Here is a 20,965-nt window from a genome sequence, read left to right as displayed (position 1 = left end):
CCGTCACCACGCGCCCTCTCAGTACTTCAGCAGGTTGGCGTCATCGACCGAGGCCGAGCGACGCGTCCGGAAGATCGACATGATGATGGCCAGGCCGACCACCACCTCGGCCGCCGCGACCACCATCACGAAGAAGGCCATGACCTGCCCGTGCGTCGACCCCTCGATGCGGGCGAAGGTCACCAGGCTCAGGTTGACCGCGTTGAGCATCAGCTCGATGCACATGAACACCACGATCGCGTTGCGCCGCACCAGGACGCCGACCGCGCCGATGGTGAACAGCAGCGCCGAGAGCAGCAGGTAGTACGTGGGGGTCACTGCCGGACCTCCTCGGTGGTGGCGTGCTCGGATCCGTGACCGTTCTTCGTCCCGGTGCCGTTGCCGCGCGGCTCGTCCGCCGGCTGCTCGGGCACCTCGGGCGAGGCCTCGTGGTGGCCGGCGGTGAGCGCGTGCGGGTCGGGGGCAGGCGTCTCGCCCTTGACCAACCGGCGCTCCTCCACCAGCCGCTCGGCGGGCAGGCTCTCCAGCAGCTCGGACAGCGACTCCGGCGCGACCGACCCGTCCGGCAGCAGCGCGGGCACGGCCACCGAGTTCGCGGTGGCGTACACGCCGGGGCCGGGCAGCGGCGACGGGCGCCCGCTGCGGAAGCGGGCGTTGGCGCGCTCGCGCTGGCTCACCCGCGGGCCGCGGCCCTTGCCGCCGTAGGCCAGCACCATCGCGCCGACCGCGGCGGTGATGAGCAGCGCCGAGGTCAGCTCGAACGGGAACAGGTAGTCGGTGAAGATCAGCCGCCCGAGGCCGCCCGCACCACCGCCCTGCGGCGTCCACGGGTTCAGCGGCGCGGCGACGGGCACGTCGGTGAGCGCCCGCGCCAGCCCGGACACCAGCAGCGCGGCCAGGCCGATGCCGCCGATGCCGGCCCACAACCGCTGCCCGCGCAGCACCTCCACGACCGAGTCGGAGGAGTCGCGGCCGACCATCATCAGCACGAACAGGAACAGCATCATGATCGCGCCGGTGTAGACGATGATCTGCGTGAAGCCGAGGAACTGCGCGCTCTGCGCCATGTAGAGCACGCCGAGGCACAGCATCGTCAGCACCAGCCACAGCGCGGAGTGCACCGCGTTGCGCGCGAACACCATGCCCAGCGCGCCGACCAGCGCCAGCGGTCCGAGGATCCAGAAGACCGCGGTCTCACCGGCGCCCACGGTGGCGCCCTGTGCCAGTACCTGCGCGGTTGCGAGGGTCATCGCCTGGCCTCCTCGTGCCCGGACTCGACCGTCTCGTCCGCCGGGACCCCGCGCTGCCGGGCGAGCTCAGGACCGCGCACGTAGTAGTCCTGCTCGTCGTCGCCCAGCCGCATCGGGTGCGGCGGCTGCTCCATGCCGGGCAGCAGCGGCGCCAGCATGTCCTCCTTGGTGTAGATGAGGTCCTGGCGGTTGTCGTCGGCGGTCTCGTACTCGTTGGTCATCGTCAGCGCCCGCGTCGGGCACGCCTCGATGCACAACCCGCAGCCGATGCAGCGCAGGTAGTTGATCTGGTAGTTCTTGCCGTAGCGCTCACCGGGCGAGTAGCGCTCCTCCTCGGTGTTGTCCCCGCCCTCCACGAAGATCGCGTCAGCGGGGCACGCCCAGGCGCACAGCTCGCAGCCCACGCACTTCTCCAGCCCGTCCGGGTGCCGGTTGAGCTGGTGCCGCCCGTGGTACCGGGGCGCCGGGACCTTCTTGACCTCCGGGTACTCCTCGGTGACGACCTTCTTGAACATCGTCGAGAAGGTGACGCCGAAGCCCTTGATCGGATCAAACATTCCCATGAGGCGCCTCCTCGCCCTCCGCGCTCTCGACCTCGCCCGCGGCACCGGTGCGCACCGGGGTGCGGCGCGGCGGCGTCTCGGGAACCTTGAGGTCGAGCGGCGGGATCGGGTAGCCGCTGCCCGCCAGCGGCACGTCGTCGGTGTCCTTCTCCGGGCGGCGGTCCGGGATCAGGAACGTGGCCACCAGCAGCACCGCGATCACGACGGCGCCGCCGATGAGGAACTGCTGCGTGGTGACCGTGCCGTCGTTGCGCAGCGCGCGGATCACCGTCACCGCGATGATCCACAGCAGGCTGCACGGGACCAGCACCTTCCAGCCCAGGTTCATGAACTGGTCGTAGCGCAGGCGGGGCAGGGTGCCGCGCAGCCAGACGAAGAAGAACAGGAAGGCCAGCGTCTTGCCGAGGAACCACAGCACCGGCCACCACCCGGTGTTGAGCACCCCGTCGCCGACCAGCGACAGCGGCCACGGCGCGCGCCAGCCGCCGAGGAACAGCGTGGTCGCCAGCGCCGAGACGGTGACCATGTTGATGTACTCGGCGAGGAAGAACAGCGCGAACTTCAGCGACGAGTACTCGGTGTGGAAGCCGCCGACCAGCTCCGACTCGGCCTCCGGGAGGTCGAACGGGGCGCGGTTGGTCTCACCGACCATCGAGATCACGTAGACCGCGAAGCTGAACGGCAGCAGCAGGAAGAACCAGCCGTGCTGCTGGGCCTCGACGATGCCCGAGGTGGACAGCGTCCCCGCGTACATGATCACCGCGACGAACGACAGGCCCATCGCGATCTCGTAGGAGATCACCTGCGCCGCCGAGCGCAGCGACCCGAGCAGCGGGTACGGCGACCCGGACGACCAGCCGGCCAGCACGATGCCGTACACGCCGACGGAGGCGCAGGCCAGCACCACCAGCAGGCCGACCGGCAGGTCCACCAGCTGCAGCGCGGTCCGCTCGCCGAAGATGGTCACCTCGGGCCCGACCGGGATCACCGAGAACGACACCATCGCCGGCGTCGCCGCGACGACCGGCGCCAGGAAGTAGACCCACTTGTCCGCCAGGACCGGGCGGATGTCCTCCTTGAACGCCAGCTTCAGGCCGTCGGCCAGCGACTGCAGCAGGCCGAACGGGCCCGCCCGGTTCGGCCCGGGCCGGTGCTGCATCTTCCCGAGCACCCGGCGCTCGCCCCAGATGGACAGCAGCGTCATGACGACCAGGAAGACGAAGATGGCGACGACCTTCAGCAGGATCAGCCAGAGCGGGTCGTCGGCGAGCAGTTCCGCGGTGGTGGTCATGCTCTCCCCCCGTCGAGGTGGGTGGTGCCGTGGCCGTTGGTGGCCGCGGGGGACATCGGCGTGGTGGCGGCGATGTCGACGAGCGCGCCGTGCCCGGCGCCGAGCGCGCGGTGCACCCGCGACGTCCCGGAGTCGGTGGGCACCCAGACGACGTCGTCGGGCATGTCGGCGAGCTCCACCGGCAGCACGATCGCGCCCTTGGCGGTGCGCACCTCGATGCGCTGGCCGAGGCCGAGCTCGATGCGCTCCGCGGTCCGCGGCGACAGCACGGCGACGGTGCGGCGCGCGGTGCCCGCCAGGTTCGGTTCGTCGTCCTGCAGCGAGCCGTTGTCCAGCAGCTGCCGCCAGGTCGCGAGCACCGCCTGGCCCGGTCCCGGTGTGGGCGCGGCGGAGACCGGCTCGTCCGGCCCGGGCAGCCGGTCGCCGACGTTCGGGCCGATGCGCTCGAGCTCGGCGGACGCCGCGGCCGGGGACTGCGTGAACAGGTCGGCGTCCATCTCCACCGCGAGGGTGTCGAGGACCCGGCAGTCCGGCACCGCCCCGGTGCCCTCGATGGTGGTGCGGAACTCGCGGCGGCGGCCTTCCCAGTTCAGGAAGCTGCCGGACTTCTCGGGGCTCGGCGCGATGGGCAGCACCACGTCGGCGTGCTCGGTGACCGCGGTGGGCCGCAGCTCCAGGCTGACCACGAAGTCCGCGCGGCGCAGCGCCTGCTCGGCCAGCGCCGGGTCGGGCAGGTCGTTCGGGTCCACCCCGCCGACGACCAGGCCGGACAGCTCCCCGGCCGCGGCCGCGGTGAGGATGCCGGTGAGGTCGCGACCGGCGGTCGCGGGCAGCGCGCCGGGACCCACGCCCCAGGCCTGCTCGATCTCGGACCGGGCCGCGGCGTCGGTGACCGGGCGGCCACCGGGCAGCAGCGTCGGCAGCGCGCCCGCCTCGACCGCGCCGCGCTCGCCCGCCCGGCGCGGGATCCAGGCGACCCGGGCGCCGGTCCGCTGCGCGGTGCGCAGGACCTCGGAGTACAACCCGGGGACCTGCGCGGCGCGCTCGCCGACGAGCAGCACCGCGCCCGGCTGCTGGAGCGCCTCGGCCACCGCGGGCGGCAGCTCGCGCAGCGCGGCGGCCTCGCCGCCCGGCGTGCACGGCACCAGCTCGCCGGTGCTGACCGGGCCGCCGTTGTGCACGATGACCGTGGTCTTCTCCACGCCCGGCGAGGCCCACGGGCCGAGGTGGAACACCTTCGTCCCGCCCTTGCGGGCCGCCTTGCGCAGCCGGAGGAAGACGATCGGCGACTCCTCCTCGGGTTCGAAGGCCACGCACAGCACCGCGGGCGCGGACTCCAGGTCCCGGTAGGTGACCCCGGTCCCCGGCGTCACGCCCACCACAGTGGACTCCAGGAACCGCAGCTCCTCCGCGGAGTGCGGTCGCGCCCGGAAGTCGATGTCGTTGGTGCGCAGCGCGATCCGCGCGAACTTCGCGTACGCGTAGGCGTCCTCGACGGTCAGCCGACCGCCGGGCAGCACGCCGACCCCGTGCGCCTCGCGGGCCTCGGTGAGGCCCTTCGCCGCGACCTGCAGCGCCTCGGTCCAGGACGCCTCGCGGAGCTCACCGCCCTCGCGGACCAGCGGGCGGGTGATGCGGTCGGCGGCGGTGGCGTAGCGGAACGCGAACCGGCCCTTGTCGCAGATCCACTCCTCGTTGACCTCCGGGTCGTCCCCGGCGAGCCGGCGCATCACCTTGCCGCGCCGCCAGTCGGTGCGGATCTCGCAGCCCGACGCGCAGTGCTCGCACTGGCCCGGCGTGGACACCAGGTCGAACGGCCGGGAGCGGAACCGGTAGGCCGCGCTGGTCAGCGCACCGACCGGGCAGATCTGGATGGTGTTGCCGGAGAAGTAGGACTGGAACGGCTGCTGCTCGCCGATGCCGATCTGCTGCACCGCCCCGCGCTCCAGCAGCTCGATGAACGGGTCCCCGGCGATCTGCTTGGAGAACCGGGTGCACCGCTGGCACAGCACGCAGCGCTCGCGGTCCAGCAGCACCTGCGAGGAGATCGGCACCGGCTTGGCGAAGGTCCGCTTCTTCTCGTGGAAGCGGGACTCGGCCCGGCCGTGCTTGAGCGCCTGGTTCTGCAGCGGGCACTCGCCGCCCTTGTCGCAGATCGGGCAGTCCAGCGGGTGGTTGATGAGCAGCAGCTCCATCACGCCCTGCTGCGCCTTGTCCGCCACCGGCGAGGTCCGCTGCGTCTTGACCACCATGCCGTCGGCGACGGTCATGGTGCAGGACGCCTGCGGCTTGGGCATCGGCCGACCGCCCATCTCCACCTCGACCAGGCACTGCCGGCAGGCCCCCGCGGGGTCCAGCAGCGGGTGGTCGCAGAAGCGCGGGATGGTGATGCCCATCCGCTCGGCGGTGCGGATCAGCAGCTCGCCCTTGGGCGCCTCGACCTCGATCCCGTCGATGGTCAGGCGGACGTAGCCCTCCGGCACCGGGCGGGCTTCTGATTCTGGTGCCACCGTCATCGGGCCGCTCCTACCAGTTCCGGCTCGTCGGCCTTGTTCTTCTCACAGAGCGCGAGGAACTCCTCGCGGAAGTACTTGATGCCGCTGACGATCGGGCTCGTCGCACCGTCACCGAGGGCGCAGAACGAGCGGCCGAAGATGTTGTCGCAGACGTCCAGCAGGGTGTCGATGTCCTCCTGGGTGCCGCGCCCCTCGACCATGCGCTCCAGCACCTGCGCCAGCCAGTAGGTGCCCTCGCGGCAGGGGGTGCACTTGCCGCACGACTCGTGCTCGTAGAACTGCGTCCACTTCATCACGGCCCACGGCACCGACACCGTCTCGTTGAACACCATCACCGCGGTGGTGCCCAGCATCGACCCGGCCTCGGCCGCGCCCTCGAAGTCCAGCGGCACGTCCAGGTGGTCGGCGGTGAACATCGGGGTGGACGAGCCGCCCGGCGTCCAGAACTTCAGCGGGATGCCGTCCTTCATGCCGCCCGCCAGCTCCAGCAGCTGCCGCAGCGTGGTGCCCAGCGGGGCCTCGTACTGGCCGGGCCGCTCGACGTGCCCGGAAATCGAGTAGATCTTCGGGCCCGGCGACTTCTCGGTGCCCATGCTGCGGAACCAGTCGACACCGCCGTTGACGATGTAGGGCACGGTGGCGATGGTCTCGACGTTGTTCACCGTGGTCGGGCAGGCGTAGAGGCCCGCGGCCGCCGGGAACGGGGGCTTGAGCCGCGGCTGCCCGCGCTTGCCCTCCAGCGAGTCCAGCAGCGCGGTCTCCTCACCGCAGATGTAGGCGCCCGCGCCCGCGTGCACCACGATGTCCAGGTCGAACCCGGAGCCGAGGATGTCCTTGCCCAGGTACCCGGCTTGGTAGGCCTCGCGCACCGCGTTGTTCAGCCGCCGGATCGGGTGCAGCGCCTCGCCGCGCACGTAGATCATGCAGGTGTTCGCGCGCATCGCGTAGCTGGCGATGATGCAGCCCTCGATCAGCGAGTGCGGGTCGGCCATCATCAGCGGGATGTCCTTGCAGGTCCCCGGCTCGCCCTCGTCGGCGTTGATGACCAGGTAGTGCGGCTTGGTGGGCTGGGAGGGCATGAAGCTCCACTTCACGCCGGACGGGAAGCCCGCCCCACCGCGGCCGCGCAGCCCGGCCGACTTGACGAGCTCGACGAGCTGCTCGGGGGTGCCCTGCAGCGCCTTGCGCAGCGCGGTGTAGCCCTCCAGCTGCTCGTAGGTGCGCAGGGTCCAGGAGTTGGGCGAGAGCCACCGCTTGGTCAGCACCGGGGTCACCGGGTCGACGTTGGACTGAGCTCGGGTCATGGCCGCAACCTCACTTCTTCTCCGGCACCGGCGGCAGGTCCACGTCGTCGGGCATGCTCGGCGCGGTCCAGCCGCGCTCCTGGGCCAGCTGCGCACCGCGCAGCGTCTCCGGCGCCTGCGACTGACCGGCCACAGTGGACTCGAGGTCGTCGAAGAACCCGGCCAGCTGGCGCTCCGCGGTGCGGAAGTCGGTCAGCTCCGGGCCGCGTGTCGGCGCGGGCTTCTCCCCGCGCTGCAACGCCTTCACCAGCTCCAGCGCCTTCTCCGGCGTCTGGTTGTCGAAGTACTCGTAGTTGACCTGCAGCACCGGCGCCAGGTCGCAGGCCGCCAGGCACTCGGCGTGCTCGAGGGTGATCGAGCCCTCCTCGCCCGGCGTGCCGGCCGTCTCGTCGTGCCCGACGCCCAGGTGCTCGCTGAGCTGCCGGTAGATCGCGTCGCCGCCGAGCGCCGCGCACAGCGTGTTGGTGCACACGCTCACCAGGTGCTGGCCGCAGGGCTTGCGCTTGTACATGGTGTAGAACGTCGCGACCGCGCTGACCTCCGCGGTGGACAGCGACAGCTGCTCGGCGCAGAACTGGATCCCCGCCGCGCTGACGTGCCCCTGCACCGACTGCACGAGGTGCAGCATCGGCAGCAGCGCCGACCGGGACTCCGGGTACCGCGCGATGATCTGCTGCGCCTCGTCACGGGTCTTCGCGTCGAACACCGACGTGTCCGCGGTCTCGTGGACCGCTTCCTCGGTGTTGGTGAACTCGAACTGCTCGGTCATCGATCCACCCCGCCCATCACCGGGTCGATGGAGGCGACCGCCGCGATCACGTCGGCCACCAGTCCGCCTTCGCACATCGCGGGCATCGCCTGCAGGTTCACGAAGCTGGGTTCCCGGACGTGCGCCCGCAACGGTCGGGTGCCGCCGTCGGAGACCATGTGCACGCCGAGCTCACCGCGCGGCGACTCCACCTGCGTGTACACCTGGCCCGGCGGCACGTCGAAGCCCTCGGTCACCAGCTTGAAGTGGTGGATCAGCGACTCCATCGACTGACCCATGATCTTGCGGACGTGCTCCAGGCTGTTGCCCATCCCGTCCGGCCCGATGCTCAGCTTCGCCGGCCAGGCGATCTTGGGGTCGTCGACCATGTGCCGGCCGGGCTCCATCTTGTCCACGCACTGCCGGATGATCTTCAGCGACTGGTGGATCTCCTCCAGCCGCAGCAGGTAGCGGGCGTAGCAGTCGGCGTCGGTGCTGGTCGGCACCTCGAACTCGTAGTCCTCGTACCCGCAGTACGGCTGCACCTTGCGCAGGTCCCAGGGCAGGCCGGCCGCGCGCAGCAGCGGGCCGGTGACGCCCAGCTGCAGGCAGCCGTCCAGCGGCAGGTACCCGACGTCCTTGAGGCGCTGCTTCCAGATCGGCTGGCCGGTGAACAGCTTGTCGTAGGACGGCAGCCGGGAGTCCATCACGTCGATGAACGCCAGCACCTTCTCCTGCCAGCCCTCCGGCAGGTCCTGCGCGATGCCGCCGGGCCGGATGAACGCGTGGTTCATCCGCAGCCCGGTGAGGAACTCCAGCAGGTGCAGGACCTCTTCGCGCTCCCGGAAGCCGAAGGTCATGCCGGTGGTGGCGCCGAGCTCCATGGCACCGGTCGCCAGGAACACCAGGTGCGAGGAGATCCGGTTGAGCTCCATGAGCATCACCCGGAACGTCTGGGCCCGCGGCGGCGCCTCGATGCCCAGCAGCTTCTCCACCGCGAGGCAGTAGGCGGCCTCGTTGTGCAGCGGCGCCAGGTAGTCCATCCGCGTCACGAAGGTGACGCCCTGGGTGAAGGTGCGGTACTCGAGGTTCTTCTCGATGCCGGTGTGCAGGTAGCCGATCACCGAACGGGCCTTGGTGACGGTCTCGCCCTCCAGCTCCAGCACCAGGCGGAGCACGCCGTGCGTGGACGGGTGCTGCGGGCCGAGGTTGATGACGACCCGCTCCTCGCCGGAGGTCTCGTCGATGAACTCGTCCCAGTCGCCACCGGTGACGGTGTAGACCCGGCCCTCCGTCGTCTCCCGCGCCTCGGCGGCCTCCGGGCCGACCCCGGTGCCCGCCAGTGATTCGGTACTCATCTCCAACACCTCTCCGCGGTGTCGCCGCCCTCCGGGTACGCGATGCCCAGCGCCATCACGAGTACGCCCTCCGCTGGTCGGGCGGCGGGACCTCGGCGCCCTTGTACTCCACCGGGATGCCGCCCAGCGGGTAGTCCTTGCGCTGCGGGTGCCCGTCCCAGTCGTCGGGCATCAAGATCCGGGTGAGCGCCGGGTGGCCGTCGTAGACGATCCCGAACATGTCCCACGCTTCCCGCTCCTGGAAGTCCGCGGTCGGGTAGACCTCGACCACGGAGGGCACGTGCGGGTCCTCGACGTCGACGGCGACCTCGACGCGGACCCGCCGCCGGTAGGTCATCGACGTCAGGTGGTAGACCGAGTGCAGCCGCTGCGGCACCTCCGGCCCGTAGTCCACCCCGGACACCGAGCTGCACAGCTCGAAGCGCAGCGCCGGGTCGTCGCGGAACGTGCGGCAGACCGCCACCAGGTGCTCGCGCTGCACGTAGAAGGTGATCTCGCCGCGGTCCACGGTCACCTGCTGCACGGTGTCCGCGGGCAGGCCCTGCTCGCGGAGCCCGGCGAACAGCGCGTCGGCCACCTCGTCGAACCAGCCGCCGTAGGGGCGCTCCGCCGCGGGCGGCACGTAGGCCGGCAGGCGCAGCCCGCCGTAGCCCGAGGTGTCGCCCGTGCCGCGCACGCCGAACATGCCCCGGCGCGCGCGCCCGGCCACCGGCGCGGACTGCGGCCGGGCCGGTTCCACCGCCCAGGACTGCGAGGATTCCTTGTCAGCCAACCGAACTCACCTGCCCGCCTTGAGCTCGCGGGGCCGCTGCGGCGACGCCGTCAGCGACCCGGGGTCCGTGCTGGAGCCCATCTCCTTGCGCTGCGCGGCCTGCTGCCGCTGCGCGCGGCGCCGCTGCGACGCGTTCTTCGGCGCGTACCGCTCGGAGGACGGGATCATCGGGGTGCGCTCGCCGCTCTCCAGCTTGAGCTGCGCGCGCTTGGCGTTGATCGGCTCGTCCATGATCTTGGCGTGCAGCTTGAGGATCGCGTCCAGCAGCATCTCCGGACGCGGCGGGCACCCCGGTAGGTACATGTCCACCGGCACCACGTGGTCCACGCCCTGCACGACGGCGTAGTTGTTGAACATCCCGCCGGTGGAGGCGCACACGCCCATCGCCAGCACCCAGCGCGGCTCCGGCATCTGGTCGTAGATCTGCCGCAGGACCGGCGCCATCTTGTTGGTGACCCGGCCGGCCACGATCATCAGGTCGGCCTGGCGCGGCGTGGCGGAGAACCGCTCCATGCCGAACCGCGCGATGTCGTAGCGGGAACCGCCGACGGTCATCATCTCGATGGCGCAGCAGGCCAACCCGAACGTCGCGGGCCACATCGACGTCTTCCGCGTCCAGTTGACGAGCTTCTCGACGTTGGCCAACAGGATCCCGTTGGGCAACTGCTGCTCAAGTCCCACCTGGCACTCCTTCCCAGTCGCCGCGCGAAGTTCCCTAGTTCCAGTCCAGTCCGCCGCGGCGCCAGACGTAGACGTAGGCGAAGCCGACGGTGGCGATGAAGAGCACGATCTCGATCACGCCGAACAGGCCCAGGGCGTCCGCGGAGATCGCGAAGGGGTAGAGGAAGACCATCTCGATGTCGAAGAGGATGAACAACATCGCGGTCAGGTAGTAGGCGACCGGCATGCGGCCACCGCCGATCACCGGCTGCGGCGAAGGCTCGATGCCGCACTCGTAGGCGTCGAGCTTCGCCTTGTTGTACCGGCGGGGGCCGACGAGGGGCGCGATCGTCACTGAGAACAGCGCGAACGCGAACGCCAGCGCGAACATCAGTACGAGCGGGATGTAGGGATCGAGCATCTCGCTGCCCTCCGGATCGACCCCGCTTCCGCGGGGCTCATCGTCGGCCCCCGCGCGAGACGTGCGTCACGTCCCTCGCGTTGGTCCACACTCTATGCGGTCGTTCGAGTCGTCTCCGTAGTGAGGCGAACCTAACTCTATGACTTCTCGCACACTTGCGAGCACATCTGACCAGACTCGTGCCATCACGCGCTAGGGGTGAGACGAGTAGTGGCGCTGATCACACGGTCCATGACGTCCCCGTCCTTGTCGTCGTACAGATTTGCCAGCAGCTTCAACACGAAACGCATCAGCGTCGTCCTCGGCAGACCGTGCTTCGTGGCCGTGCGCATGACCACCGGATTGCCAATCAACTTGCTGAAGGTGTTCCCGAGCCGGAAGTAGCCACCGAGGGCCTGCTTGACCGCCACCGGGTACCGGCGCAGCGCCTGCTCCCGGGAGAACCCGGTCGGGCGAGCCAGCGCGTGCACCACGCACTCCGCCGCCAGCCGGGCGGACTCCATCGCGTAGGCGATGCCCTCGCCGTTGAACGGGTTGACCATCCCGCCCGCGTCGCCGACCAGCAGCAGCCCGTTGCGGTAGTGCGGGGTCCGGTTGAAGCCCATCGGCAGCGCGGCGCCGCCGACCCGCCCGGTGGCGTTCTCCTCGCGGAACCCCCACTCCTCGGGGGTGCCGTCGAGCCAGGAGCGCAGCAGCTTGCGGTAGTCGGTCTTGCCGTAGGCCTTGGAGGTGGACAGGATGCCCAGCCCGACGTTCACCGTCCCGTCGCCCATGCCGAAGATCCACCCGTAGCCGGGCAGCAGCACCGGCCGGTCCGGGTCGGAGCGGTCCCACAGCTCGAGGTGGGACTCCAGGAAGTCGTCCTTGGTCCGGGGGCTGGTGTAGTAGCGCCGCACGGCCACCCCCATCGGGCGGTCCTCGCGCTTCTCGATGCCGACCGACAGCGCCAGCCGCGCGGACACCCCGTCGCAGGCCAGCACCAGCGGCGCCCGGTAGGTGACCGGGGTGCGCTCCGGCCCGGTCTTGGCGGTCACCCCGGTGATCCGGCCGGTCCGCTCGTCGGTGAGCGCGCCGGTCACCGTGGTCTGCTGCCGCAGCCGCGCCCCGGCCTGCTGCGCACCGCGGGCGAGCAGGTCGTCGAAGTCGTTGCGGGGCCGCACCACCCCGTACGGCGGGAAGCTGGCCAGACTGGGCCAGTCCAGTTCGAGCGACACCCCGCCACCGACCACCCGGAGCCCGCGGTTGTGCAGCCAGCCCGCTTCCTCCCGGGTGTCGACGCCGAGGTCGATGAGCTGCTTGACGCCTCGCGGGGTGATGCCGTCGCCGCAGACCTTCTCCCGCGGGAAGACGCTCTTCTCCAGAAGCAGGACGTCCAGGCCGGCCCGGGCCAGGTACGTCGCAGCCGTCGATCCGGCCGGTCCGGCACCGACGACGATCACCTCGGCGTCGTCGTCCGGTCGGCGGCGGCTGGTGGCGCTGGTCATGACACTCCTCGAACTAGTGCAGTGCGCGGTGCGGCTCCTCCCTCCCGGCGGACCGCACCGGGAACCCGCTTGTGAACGAGTTCACTAACGCCGAGTCTAAGCCGGGCAAACGCCGCGATCGACCCCTGCGACTACGCCACCTGAGTGACCATCACCCCAGCTAGGAGGCCGGACTCGGCCGACCGAACGACCCCCGCCGGGCCCGCTCGGGTCAGCGGTGGACCGGCATGGCCAGCAGCCGGGAGCCGAGGGTCTTGCCGTGGGTGTCCAGGGCCAGCGAGGTCGTCACGCCGCCGTCGAGGGCCCGGTGGCAGGTGAACTGCAGGGCCCGCAGGTTCGGCAGCTCCCAGCGCAGCACCTCGCCGCGGACCCCCAGGTGCGCGCGCACCCGCTCGGCGGTCACCTCGCGGACCAGCAGGTCGTAGTCCTCGTCGCGGAGCGGGAACAGCGACAGCGTCGAGGTGTCGCCCTTGTCCCCGGCCCGGCAGTGGGCGATGTCATGCAGCAGCACCGTCGGCCTCCAGCACGGTCACCCGGGTCCGCACCGCGGACCGCGGGACCATCGTCGACACGATCCCGATCACCTCGCGGACGTCGGTGCGCACCCCGCCGCCCCCGGCCGGCCCGTTGGTGTAGAGCGCCTCGACCTCGTGGCACACCAGCTCGGCCGCCTCCGGGTCCGGTGCCAGCGCGGCCACCCGCAGCCGGCACTCGCCGGCCGGCTCGCCCGCCCCGCCCAGCGCGCCGAGCACCTCCGCGCGCACGCGCAGCCCGGTGCCGCGCAACCGGGTGGTGACGACGTCGGCCGCGAGGCGCGCGCGGCGGGCGGCGCCCGGTCCGGCGTAGGTGATGCCGCACTCCGCCCGGTGCCCGGCGCGGTAGCCGACGCTGACCTTGAGCTCCGCGGGCCGGGGGCGGCCGACCGCGCCGCTGACCCGGACCCGGTCGGCCGCCACCTGCTCGGCCCGCACCCGGCGGAGGTCCAGCACCACGTCGGGCGTGCGGTAGGCCGTCGGGTCGGTCACCTCGTAGAGCAGCTGCTCGCGCACGGTCGCGGTGGAGACCAGCCCGCCCGTGCCGGCGAGCTTGCCGATGACGGCGGTGCCGTCCGGCGCCACCTCGGCGAAGGGGAACCCCAGGTCGGCGAGGTCCGGCACGTCCTTCACCCCGGGGTCGGCGAAGTAGCCGCCGGTGACCTGCCCCGCGCACTCCAGGAGGTGCCCGACGAGCGTGCCCGCCGCCACGCGCGGCCAGTCGTCGAGGTCCCAGCCCAGCCGGTGCGCGACCGGCGCCAGGAACAGCGAGGGGTCCGCGACCCGGCCGGTCAGCACCACGTCCGCCCCGGTGTCCAGCGCCGGCAGCAGCGCGTCGGCGCCGAGGTAGGCGTTGGCCGACACGACCTCGCCGTGGTCGGCCAGCGCGATGCCGTCCTCCAGCGCGGGTCGCCGCAGGTCCAGCCGGTCCAGCACGTCGTCGCCGGTGAGGACCGCGACCCGTCCGCGCAGGCCCGCCTCCACCAGCAGGTCACGGGTCAGCTCGCCCGCGGCGAGGGGGTTCGCCGCGCCCATGTTGCTCACCACCCGGACGCCGCGGTCGAGCGCGACCGGCAGCAGCGGCCGGAACCGCGCGCGCAGCCGCGGGTCGTGGCCGGCCGCCGGGTCGCGGAGGCGGCGCTGCTGCCCGAGCGCGATGGTGCGCTCGGCCAGGCACTCCAGCACCAGGTCGTCGAGCCCGGCTCCGGCCGCGAGCCGCACCGCCGGTTCGATCCGGTCACCGGCGAACCCGGCCCCGCTGCCGATCCGCATCACAGCACCCCCGTCAGCAGCGCGACCGCGGTCATCACCAGCGTCGTGCCGAAGGCCCACCCGAAGGCGAACCGCTGGTGCTCGCCGAGCTGCACCCCGCTCATCCCGACGAGGATGAACGTCGAGGCGGTGAGCGGGCTGAGCGGGAAGCCCGTGGTCATCTGGCCGAGCACCGCCGCGCGGCCGATCGCCGCCGGGTCACCGCCGAGCGCCGCGGTCGTCTCGGCCAGCACCGGGACGACGCCGTAGTAGAAGGCGTCCGGGGTGAACACCAGGCTGAGCGGCATGCTGGCGACCGCGGTGGCCACCGGCAGCAGCCCGGCCGCCGAGTCGGGGACGACCGACACCAGGGCCTCGGCCATCGCCCCGACCATCCCGGTGCCGGTGAGGACGCCGGTGAACACGCCCGCCGCGAAGATCACCACGACGACCAGCACGACGTTGTGGGCGTGCTTGGCGAGCAGCTCCTGCTGCGCCGCCCAGCTCGGCCGGTTGACCAGCAGCGCCACCAGGAACCCGAGCAGGAACAGCACTCCCAGCTCGGCCAGCTGCGCCAGCAGGCAGGCCACGAGCACCAGGGTGAGCAGCGCGTTGGCCCAGAACCGCACCCGGTCGGCCCCGGTGAGGCGGGGGCGCTCGACGACGGTGACCTCGACGGTCCCGAGCCGGGCTCGTTCCCGGCGGCCGATCAGGTAGGCGGCCACGAGCACCCACCCGACGCCCACCAGCATCGCGGGCAGGACCGGGAGGAACAGCTGCCCGCTGTCCAGGTGCAGCGCGGCCATCGCGCGGGCGGTCGGGCCGCCCCACGGCACCATGTTCATCACCCCGGCGGCCAGGCAGACCACCCCGGCCAGCACCACGCGGCGCATGCCCAGCCGCCGGTAGACCGGCAGCAGGGCGGACACGGTGATCAGGAAGGTGGAGGCGCCGTCGCCGTCCAGCGCGACCAGCAGGGTCAGCAGCGCGGTGCCCACGGTGATCTTCATCGGGTCGCCGCCCGCCCAGCGCAGGACGCGGGCGATCGCGGGGTCGAACAGCCCGGCGTCGACCATCAGGCTGAAGTAGAGCACCGCGAAGGTGATCATGATGGCCACCGGGGCCACGGTGACCAGGCCGTCCGCGACCAGCTCGCCCAGCCGACCGCCGGAGCCGCTCAGCAGCGCGGCCGCGACCGGCACCAGGGTGAGCGCGAAGAGCACGGACACCCGGCGGGACAGCACCAGCGCGAGGAAGACGCCGACGGTGAGGAAACCGGTGACGGCGAGCATGCGCACCTCCGAACTCGATCGCAGGCACTGTGATCCGCGTCGCTCATGCAGGTCAAGCGTGATTTGTTGATAGATTCATGAGCTGTGCGCATGGACCTGACGATGCAGCAGCTCCGGCTGGTGCTCGCCGTGCACGACGCGGGCAGCTTCACGCTCGCCGCCGACCAGCTCCAGCTGACCCAGTCGTCGGTGAGCCGGGCGGTCCGGGAGGTCGAGCGGCGGCTGGGCGTCACGCTCTTCGAGCGCACCACCCGCACCCTGGCCACCACCCCGGAGGGCCGCGAGTTCTGCCGGATCGCCCGGCGCGTGGTCGAGTCCTTCGACGCCGGGATCCACCACTTCGAGGGGTTCCTGGCGGGCAGTCGCGGCCGGGTGCGCGTCGCGGCGCTGCCGTCGCTGGCGGCGATCCTGCTGCCACCGGTGGTCTCCGCCTACCGCGCCGACCACCCGCACGTCGAACTGTCCATCGTGGACGCGATGTCGGACGAGGTGCTGCAGCAGGTCCGCGCCGGGACCGTCGACCTGGCCGTCACCGTGGTCGCCGAACCGCTGCCGGACCTGCACGTCAAGCCGATCGCCACCGACCGGTTCTGCTGCGTCTTCCCGCCGCAGCACCGGTTCTCCGCGCGGCGCGAACTCGACTGGGCGCACCTGGCCGGCGAACCGCACATCGCGTTCGACCCCACCAGCAGCATCCGCCAGCACGCCGACCGCGCCTTCACCACCGCCAAGGTCCGGCCGCACGTGGTCATGGAGTCCCGCAACATCAGCACCGTCGCCGGCCTGGTCGCCGCGGGCCTCGGGGTCGCGGTGGTGCCGGGCCTGGTGCTGCCGCTGGTCCGCTTCGCCGGGCTGGAGCACCGAGCGCTCCGCGAACCGGAGGTGCGCCGCCGGATCGCCGTGGTGCGCAACCCGCACCGCCCGCTCGCGGCCGCCTCGCAGGCCTTCCTGCGGGCGGTCGCCGAGCGTCCCGCCACGCCGCTGCCGCCGGAGACGACCTGGCTGCAGGTCAGGACGGCTTGACCGCGCGGTGGATCGCGACGACGCCGCTGGTCAGGTTCCGCCAGGCCACGTCGGTCCAGCCGGACTCGGCGATCAGCTCCGCGAGCGCGCGCTGGTCCGGCCACGCGCGGATCGACTCCGCCAGGTAGACGTAGGCGTCCGGGTTCGACGAGACCGCGCGGGCGATCGGCGGCAGCGCCCGCATCAGGTAGTTCAGGTAGATCGTGCGGAACGGCTGCCAGGTGGGGGTGGAGAACTCGCACACCACCAGCCGCCCGCCCGGGCGCACCACGCGCAGCATCTCCCGCAGCCCGGCCTGGGTGTCCACGAGGTTGCGCAGCCCGAACGAGATCGTCACCGCGTCGAAGGACTCGTCCTGGAACGGCAGTCGCAGCGCGTCGGCGGCGACCATCGGCACCCCGCGGTGCCGCCCCACGGACAGCATGCCCAGCGAGAAGTCCGCGGCCACGCACCACGCGCCGGAGCGGGCGAACTCCTCGGTCGACACCCCGCTGCCCGCCGCCAGGTCGAGCACCCGCTCGTCGTGCTTCGGCGACAGCGCCCGCCGGGTGATCTCCCGCCACCGCCGGTCCTGCCCGAAGGACAGCACGGTGTTGGTCAGGTCGTACCGGCGCGCGACACCGTCGAACATCGCGGCGACTTCGCGAGGGTCCTTGTCCAAACCTGCCCGAGACACACCCGCAGCGTACGCGGCGAACGGCGTGAGGCGACCACCACGCCCGCCGGGCCCACCCACGGACGGCGACGCGAGGTGCACGACGTCGGGCCGGCGCCCCGCAGCCCGCGCAGCAACCGCCGCGTCGGGAACCCGATCGGCGACGACGGACCGCCGGCAGGTCCCCGGCGGGCGACCGGACCACGGGGAGCCCCGCGTGCTCCTCCGGGCCGGCGCCGGGTGGCCGCAGTGGCGCGGGCGCTCCCGCACTCGCTGCACCGAGCCGGTGCCTCCGTCGCCTCGCGGGAGCAGGTCACGATCGCGTCGCGCACCAGCCGCACGGTCCGCCCCGGGACGGCGAGCGGCCGACCACGCGGTGACACCAGCACCCACACCGGGCGAAGACCCCGCACCCGGGTCGTGAGTGCGAAGACCGGCCAGAACCGGCTTGCGCACTCACGACCCCGAGCGCACACGGGCGGTCCGCGGGCGCGCTCCGGCTCAGGGTGCGTCGCGCTGCGGGGCTCGGTCGGTGTCGGAGGGGCGGGGGCGGAGCGCGGCCGGTGGCGCGAGCTGCCGGACGGGCAGGTCGCCCAGGGCGCGGCTGTGCAGGGCGAACGTGACGAGCCCGAGCCAGAGGCCGTTCGAGGCACGCACCCAGGCGTGCAGCTGCCCCTCCACCTCGCGGTCGAGGGCGAGCCCCTGCGCGCGGACGATCAGCGGCCGGTGGCGGCCACGCCGGGACTCCGACCCGTCACGGGGCAGCAGAGCGGCCAGGTCCACCCACACCGGACGTGGCTCGCCCAGCACTCGCCCCAGCATCGGGTGCACACCCACCGGCGTTTCGAACACCAGTTCAGTATGCGCTGCGGACACCCTTGATCACCACGCCCCGCGGCCGGCATCACCTCCGACGCCCGGAACCCCGGGCGGACCCTGCCCGTCTTCGCGCGGGGTCCGGGAGCTCGGTCCCCGGCGGGACCGCGGCCGCCCACGGGCGGTGGCGGGTGGCAGTCCCGGACACGAGCCGTCTCCCCCACGGGCGGTGGCAGGGGACGGGTCCAGGCGGAACCGCCGCCCGCCCCGGGCAGTGGCAGGTCGAGAGTTCCAGGCGGACGCGCTCCACGGGAGGGGGCGTGGCCGGGTGACAGTTCTAGGCGGCACAGTCCGTCCACGGGCCGTTCCGGGCGCTCAGTCCCGGGACGCGGGGACCTCGCCGGCGGGAGCGGTCCTGTCAGGCGGGGAGGAGAGAGCGGTCGGGAGTCGAGGTCGGTGCCGGGGTCGGGTTGAGGACCGCGGACATGGGGCGCAGGAGCGGGAACTGGGCGCGCAGGGCCGTGACCTCCTGCTGCACGCGGCTCAGGTCGGGATCGGTGACCAGGTCGCTCACCACCGCCACGACGTGGTCGGTGACCGCGCCGAAGCGGACCGCGGCGTCCTCCAGCTGCTCCCGCACCCGGCGCGCGGCGTCGGAGCCGGTGCTCGCCAGGCCGCACCCCAGCTCGGCGAGGGCCCGGGCGTCCGGCAGCTCGGCGCCCATGCGGCGGACCACCGCCTGCAGGTTCTGCCTGGCCGGGGTCGAGGACACCGCGTCGACGGCCCGCGCCGCCCGGTGCACCGCCTGCTCACACCGGCGGAGCTCGCGCACCCAGCAGTCCGGCGGTCGCACCTCGACGGGCGGCACCGGGTCCGGTCGTGGCTGCGGTCGCGGCGGCTCAGCCCGTCGCCTGCCCAAGCGGACCACCAGCACCACCCCGGCCCCCACAGCGCCCGCGACCAGCGCCACCAGCACCTGCACCCATGATCCGTCCACGTCGGGTCCGCCCTCCCACTCGGCCGCGAGCCGCTGCCGGAACTTCCTCGCCCGCGGACGCCGACCTGACGCGGTGCCGGACCGGAGCCTCCGGGCGCTCTCGCCCCACTCTGCTCCGATCAGCGGGGAAGGTCTTGGGGAGAAGTACTCAATCTCGCCGATCACCCTGCGCAGCGACCGCTGCCGGGAGCCGCCGCCCGCTCTCCAGCTCCGAGCCGTCCGGTCGGGTCAACCGGCCCGGGCGAGGTACTGCAGGTCGGCCACCAGGAACTCGAACCCGCCGGTGTGCACCCCGTCTCGGCCACCGGGACGTCGGAACCCCCCGAAGTCCGCCGGGCGGGGTCGTTGCAGCCGGGCCACCGAGAAGACCTCGTCCAGCACGCCGCTCACGTCGTCGCGCACCTGCACGGGGTCGACACCGCACCCGAGGTCGGCCATGCGGGCCTCCACCGGGTGCGGCACGAAGAGCTCCGCGGTCAGCGGCCACACCCGCTGGATCCCGGCCTCCATGCGCCGCGGCGACTCCGAGCCGAACCGGATGACCCACTGGGCCGCGTGGTCGCGGTGGCGGGCGAGCCGGTTCAGCGAACCCGCCGCCACGGCGGCCAGCACCGCGTCGCGGCTCTGCGTCAACCGCTCGAAGAGCGCGTACCGCCACGCCGCGAACAGCAGCAGCCGCGCCATCGTGGTGGGGAAGTCACCGCCCGGGCCGGGCCCGCAGTCGATCTCCACGAGCCGCACGTTGCGGAACTCCTCGGGCGGCCGGAAGTAGGCCAGTCGGTCCTCGTCGCGCCCCGCGCCCTCCACCTCGCCGGCGCGGTGCAGCAGGATCCGCGCCTGGCCCAGGAGGTCCAGCGCGATCCCGCCGAGCGCCGCGGACTCCTCGAGCTCGAGCGCGCGCACTCCCCACTCCGACAACCGGTGCGCCAGCACCAGCGCGTCGTCACCCAGCATCGTGCAGTACTGGGCGAGGTCGGCGAGGAGCACACCACCCGGCACCGAGCGGTCCACAGTGGACATGGTCGGCGCGCCGAGCACCCACCGCTGCACATCCGCTTCTCCGGCTGGTGTTTCCCGGACGTTCATCATGGCGACCTCGCAGACCGGGGCCGAGCACCGGGGACGACGTTCCCGCCACGCTTGAGCCGTCGGCGGACGACCCCAGTGTCACACCGCCCACCGAGCCGAGGGAAGTCCGTTCGGCCCTGGTCAGGACCGGTGCGGTCCCGCCTGGGGCCGCGACCGCGGCCACGTCGGGCACCCCGGTGCCGGGTAAAGGAATTCCCCGCGTCCACACGGCATCGCGCACGTTCCGCCGTGGCCCCTCCCGGCGGTCACCCGGTGACGAGCACCACCGTCCAGCCAGGCCTCGGCGGCGGTGGTCAGCGGGTCGCTGCGCGGCGGAAGAGCCAGTAGAGCGGGAGCAGCACGGCCCACACGACCGCCAGCAGGCTGCCCACCGGCAGGAAGGAGAGCGTCGCGCCGCGGCCGGCCACGCGCACCAGGTCGGGGTTGCGCGAGTCGTACTCGACCCGCACCGTCTGCCCGGTCTGCAGGTCCTCGGGGTACAGCACGCCGTTCGGCGGGATGTACACGCGGCCCTCGTCGGTGTTGAAGCGCACCACCGTGCGGGTCAGCGAGGTGTCGACGACCTCCGCGACCGCCTCGCCCCGGGCCTCCTCGATGGTCCGGTCGTTGATGAAGCAGGCGATGATGATCGACAGCCCCATCGCGGTCATCAGCACGCCGACCACCAGGACGCCGCGCGCCGCACGCGCCCAGGCCTTGCGGCGCGAGGGCCGCGCCACCGACCGGTCACCTTCCGTGCTGGAGCCGGTCACCAGGTCGGCCGCGTCCGGTGCCACCGCGTCGCTCGCCACGGTGACCGATTGTAGTGCCCCGTCGTCGCCGCCCTGCTCGGCTCGGTGCCGTCCGCCGTCGTCGGACCGCCGCATACCCTCCAGGAGTGGCTCCTACATCCCGGCGACTGGCGGCGCGAACCCGTCGGCTCGAACCAGGTGACCCCCGACA

General features: G+C 72.4%; 21 protein-coding genes. 1 reads left to right on the top strand and 20 read right to left on the bottom strand.

The features are described 5' to 3' along the window. Positions 1–18: 18 nt before the first annotated feature. The 15 genes from nuoK to HNR68_RS05320 all read right to left on the bottom strand — a co-directional run bounded on the left by nuoK (position 19) and on the right by HNR68_RS05320 (position 15,443). On the bottom strand, positions 19–318 hold the full coding sequence (gene nuoK, locus HNR68_RS05390; RefSeq protein WP_179718240.1) for an NADH-quinone oxidoreductase subunit NuoK: 300 nt from the start codon (positions 316–318) through the stop codon (positions 19–21). After that, a complete protein-coding gene (locus HNR68_RS05385) occupies positions 315–1,250 on the bottom strand; it encodes an NADH-quinone oxidoreductase subunit J (protein WP_179718238.1) in 936 nt (311 codons plus the stop codon). The genes nuoK and HNR68_RS05385 overlap by 4 nt, the downstream gene beginning before the upstream one ends. After that, the gene (gene nuoI / locus HNR68_RS05380; RefSeq protein ID WP_179718236.1) at positions 1,247–1,813 is read right to left on the bottom strand and encodes an NADH-quinone oxidoreductase subunit NuoI; all 567 of its coding nucleotides are present in this window, start codon (positions 1,811–1,813) and stop codon (positions 1,247–1,249) included. The genes HNR68_RS05385 and nuoI overlap by 4 nt, the downstream gene beginning before the upstream one ends. After that, positions 1,800–3,104: an NADH-quinone oxidoreductase subunit NuoH gene (gene nuoH, locus HNR68_RS05375; RefSeq protein WP_179718234.1), complete on the bottom strand. Its 1,305-nt coding sequence runs from the start codon at positions 3,102–3,104 to the stop codon at positions 1,800–1,802. Before nuoH ends, nuoI begins: the two co-directional genes overlap by 14 nt. Next, entirely contained in the window at positions 3,101–5,620 is a 2,520-nt protein-coding gene (locus HNR68_RS05370; protein ID WP_179718232.1) for an NADH-quinone oxidoreductase subunit G, read from the bottom strand. Before HNR68_RS05370 ends, nuoH begins: the two co-directional genes overlap by 4 nt. Further along, positions 5,617–6,924 carry an NADH-quinone oxidoreductase subunit NuoF gene (gene nuoF, locus HNR68_RS05365; RefSeq protein ID WP_179718230.1) on the bottom strand — a complete coding sequence of 436 codons (1,308 nt, stop codon included), beginning with the start codon at positions 6,922–6,924 and terminating at the stop codon, positions 5,617–5,619. Before nuoF ends, HNR68_RS05370 begins: the two co-directional genes overlap by 4 nt. A 10-nt stretch (positions 6,925–6,934) precedes the next feature. Then, positions 6,935–7,693: an NADH-quinone oxidoreductase subunit NuoE gene (nuoE, locus tag HNR68_RS05360; protein WP_179718228.1), complete on the bottom strand. Its 759-nt coding sequence runs from the start codon at positions 7,691–7,693 to the stop codon at positions 6,935–6,937. Further along, positions 7,690–9,030, bottom strand: a complete 1,341-nt coding sequence (locus HNR68_RS05355; protein WP_179718226.1) for an NADH-quinone oxidoreductase subunit D — start codon at positions 9,028–9,030, stop codon at positions 7,690–7,692. Before HNR68_RS05355 ends, nuoE begins: the two co-directional genes overlap by 4 nt. 55 nt (positions 9,031–9,085) lie before the next feature. Further along, positions 9,086–9,769: an NADH-quinone oxidoreductase subunit C gene (locus HNR68_RS05350; protein ID WP_179724671.1), complete on the bottom strand. Its 684-nt coding sequence runs from the start codon at positions 9,767–9,769 to the stop codon at positions 9,086–9,088. Between the two features lie 39 nt (positions 9,770–9,808). Beyond that, positions 9,809–10,483, bottom strand: a complete 675-nt coding sequence (locus tag HNR68_RS05345; RefSeq protein WP_179718224.1) for an NADH-quinone oxidoreductase subunit NuoB — start codon at positions 10,481–10,483, stop codon at positions 9,809–9,811. Between the two features lie 34 nt (positions 10,484–10,517). Then, entirely contained in the window at positions 10,518–10,883 is a 366-nt protein-coding gene (locus HNR68_RS05340) for an NADH-quinone oxidoreductase subunit A (protein WP_179718222.1), read from the bottom strand. A gap of 185 nt (positions 10,884–11,068) precedes the next feature. Beyond that, positions 11,069–12,367: a geranylgeranyl reductase family protein gene (locus HNR68_RS05335; RefSeq protein ID WP_179718220.1), complete on the bottom strand. Its 1,299-nt coding sequence runs from the start codon at positions 12,365–12,367 to the stop codon at positions 11,069–11,071. Between the two features lie 211 nt (positions 12,368–12,578). After that, a complete protein-coding gene (locus HNR68_RS05330) occupies positions 12,579–12,878 on the bottom strand; it encodes an AtuA-related protein (RefSeq protein WP_179718218.1) in 300 nt (99 codons plus the stop codon). Then, complete coding sequence (locus tag HNR68_RS05325; protein ID WP_179718216.1) at positions 12,865–14,172, bottom strand: acyclic terpene utilization AtuA family protein; 1,308 nt, start codon at positions 14,170–14,172, stop codon at positions 12,865–12,867. The genes HNR68_RS05330 and HNR68_RS05325 overlap by 14 nt, the downstream gene beginning before the upstream one ends. Then, positions 14,172–15,443 carry a CitMHS family transporter gene (locus HNR68_RS05320; RefSeq protein ID WP_179718213.1) on the bottom strand — a complete coding sequence of 424 codons (1,272 nt, stop codon included), beginning with the start codon at positions 15,441–15,443 and terminating at the stop codon, positions 14,172–14,174. Before HNR68_RS05320 ends, HNR68_RS05325 begins: the two co-directional genes overlap by 1 nt. Positions 15,444–15,533: 90 nt before the next feature. On the opposite strand from HNR68_RS05320, the gene HNR68_RS05315 reads away from it, so the two are divergent. After that, positions 15,534–16,466 (top strand): LysR family transcriptional regulator, encoded by a 933-nt coding sequence (locus tag HNR68_RS05315; protein WP_218888201.1) that lies wholly within the window; start codon positions 15,534–15,536, stop codon positions 16,464–16,466. Here the strand turns inward: HNR68_RS05315 and HNR68_RS05310 are convergent. The 5 genes from HNR68_RS05310 to HNR68_RS05290 form a co-directional block, all read right to left on the bottom strand. Next, positions 16,453–17,142 (bottom strand): demethylmenaquinone methyltransferase, encoded by a 690-nt coding sequence (locus HNR68_RS05310; RefSeq protein WP_179718209.1) that lies wholly within the window; start codon positions 17,140–17,142, stop codon positions 16,453–16,455. The genes HNR68_RS05315 and HNR68_RS05310 overlap by 14 nt on opposite strands. A 480-nt stretch (positions 17,143–17,622) precedes the next feature. After that, on the bottom strand, positions 17,623–17,973 hold the full coding sequence (locus HNR68_RS05305) for a hypothetical protein (protein WP_179718207.1): 351 nt from the start codon (positions 17,971–17,973) through the stop codon (positions 17,623–17,625). Positions 17,974–18,355: 382 nt separating this feature from the next. Continuing rightward, positions 18,356–18,934, bottom strand: coding sequence for a hypothetical protein (locus HNR68_RS05300; protein WP_179718205.1), 579 nt, complete (start codon positions 18,932–18,934; stop codon positions 18,356–18,358). 228 nt (positions 18,935–19,162) lie between these two features. Next, positions 19,163–20,023 (bottom strand): 1,2-phenylacetyl-CoA epoxidase subunit PaaC, encoded by an 861-nt coding sequence (paaC, locus tag HNR68_RS05295; RefSeq protein WP_380575317.1) that lies wholly within the window; start codon positions 20,021–20,023, stop codon positions 19,163–19,165. A gap of 293 nt (positions 20,024–20,316) precedes the next feature. Continuing rightward, complete coding sequence (locus HNR68_RS05290) at positions 20,317–20,889, bottom strand: DUF3592 domain-containing protein (protein WP_246330395.1); 573 nt, start codon at positions 20,887–20,889, stop codon at positions 20,317–20,319. Between the last annotated feature and the right edge of the window lie 76 nt (positions 20,890–20,965).

The organism is Saccharopolyspora hordei (assembly GCF_013410345.1).
Lineage (GTDB): Bacteria > Actinomycetota > Actinomycetes > Mycobacteriales > Pseudonocardiaceae > Saccharopolyspora > Saccharopolyspora hordei.
Note: the sequence above shows the minus strand (reverse complement) of the source record. Positions and strands in the feature narration are given on the sequence as shown.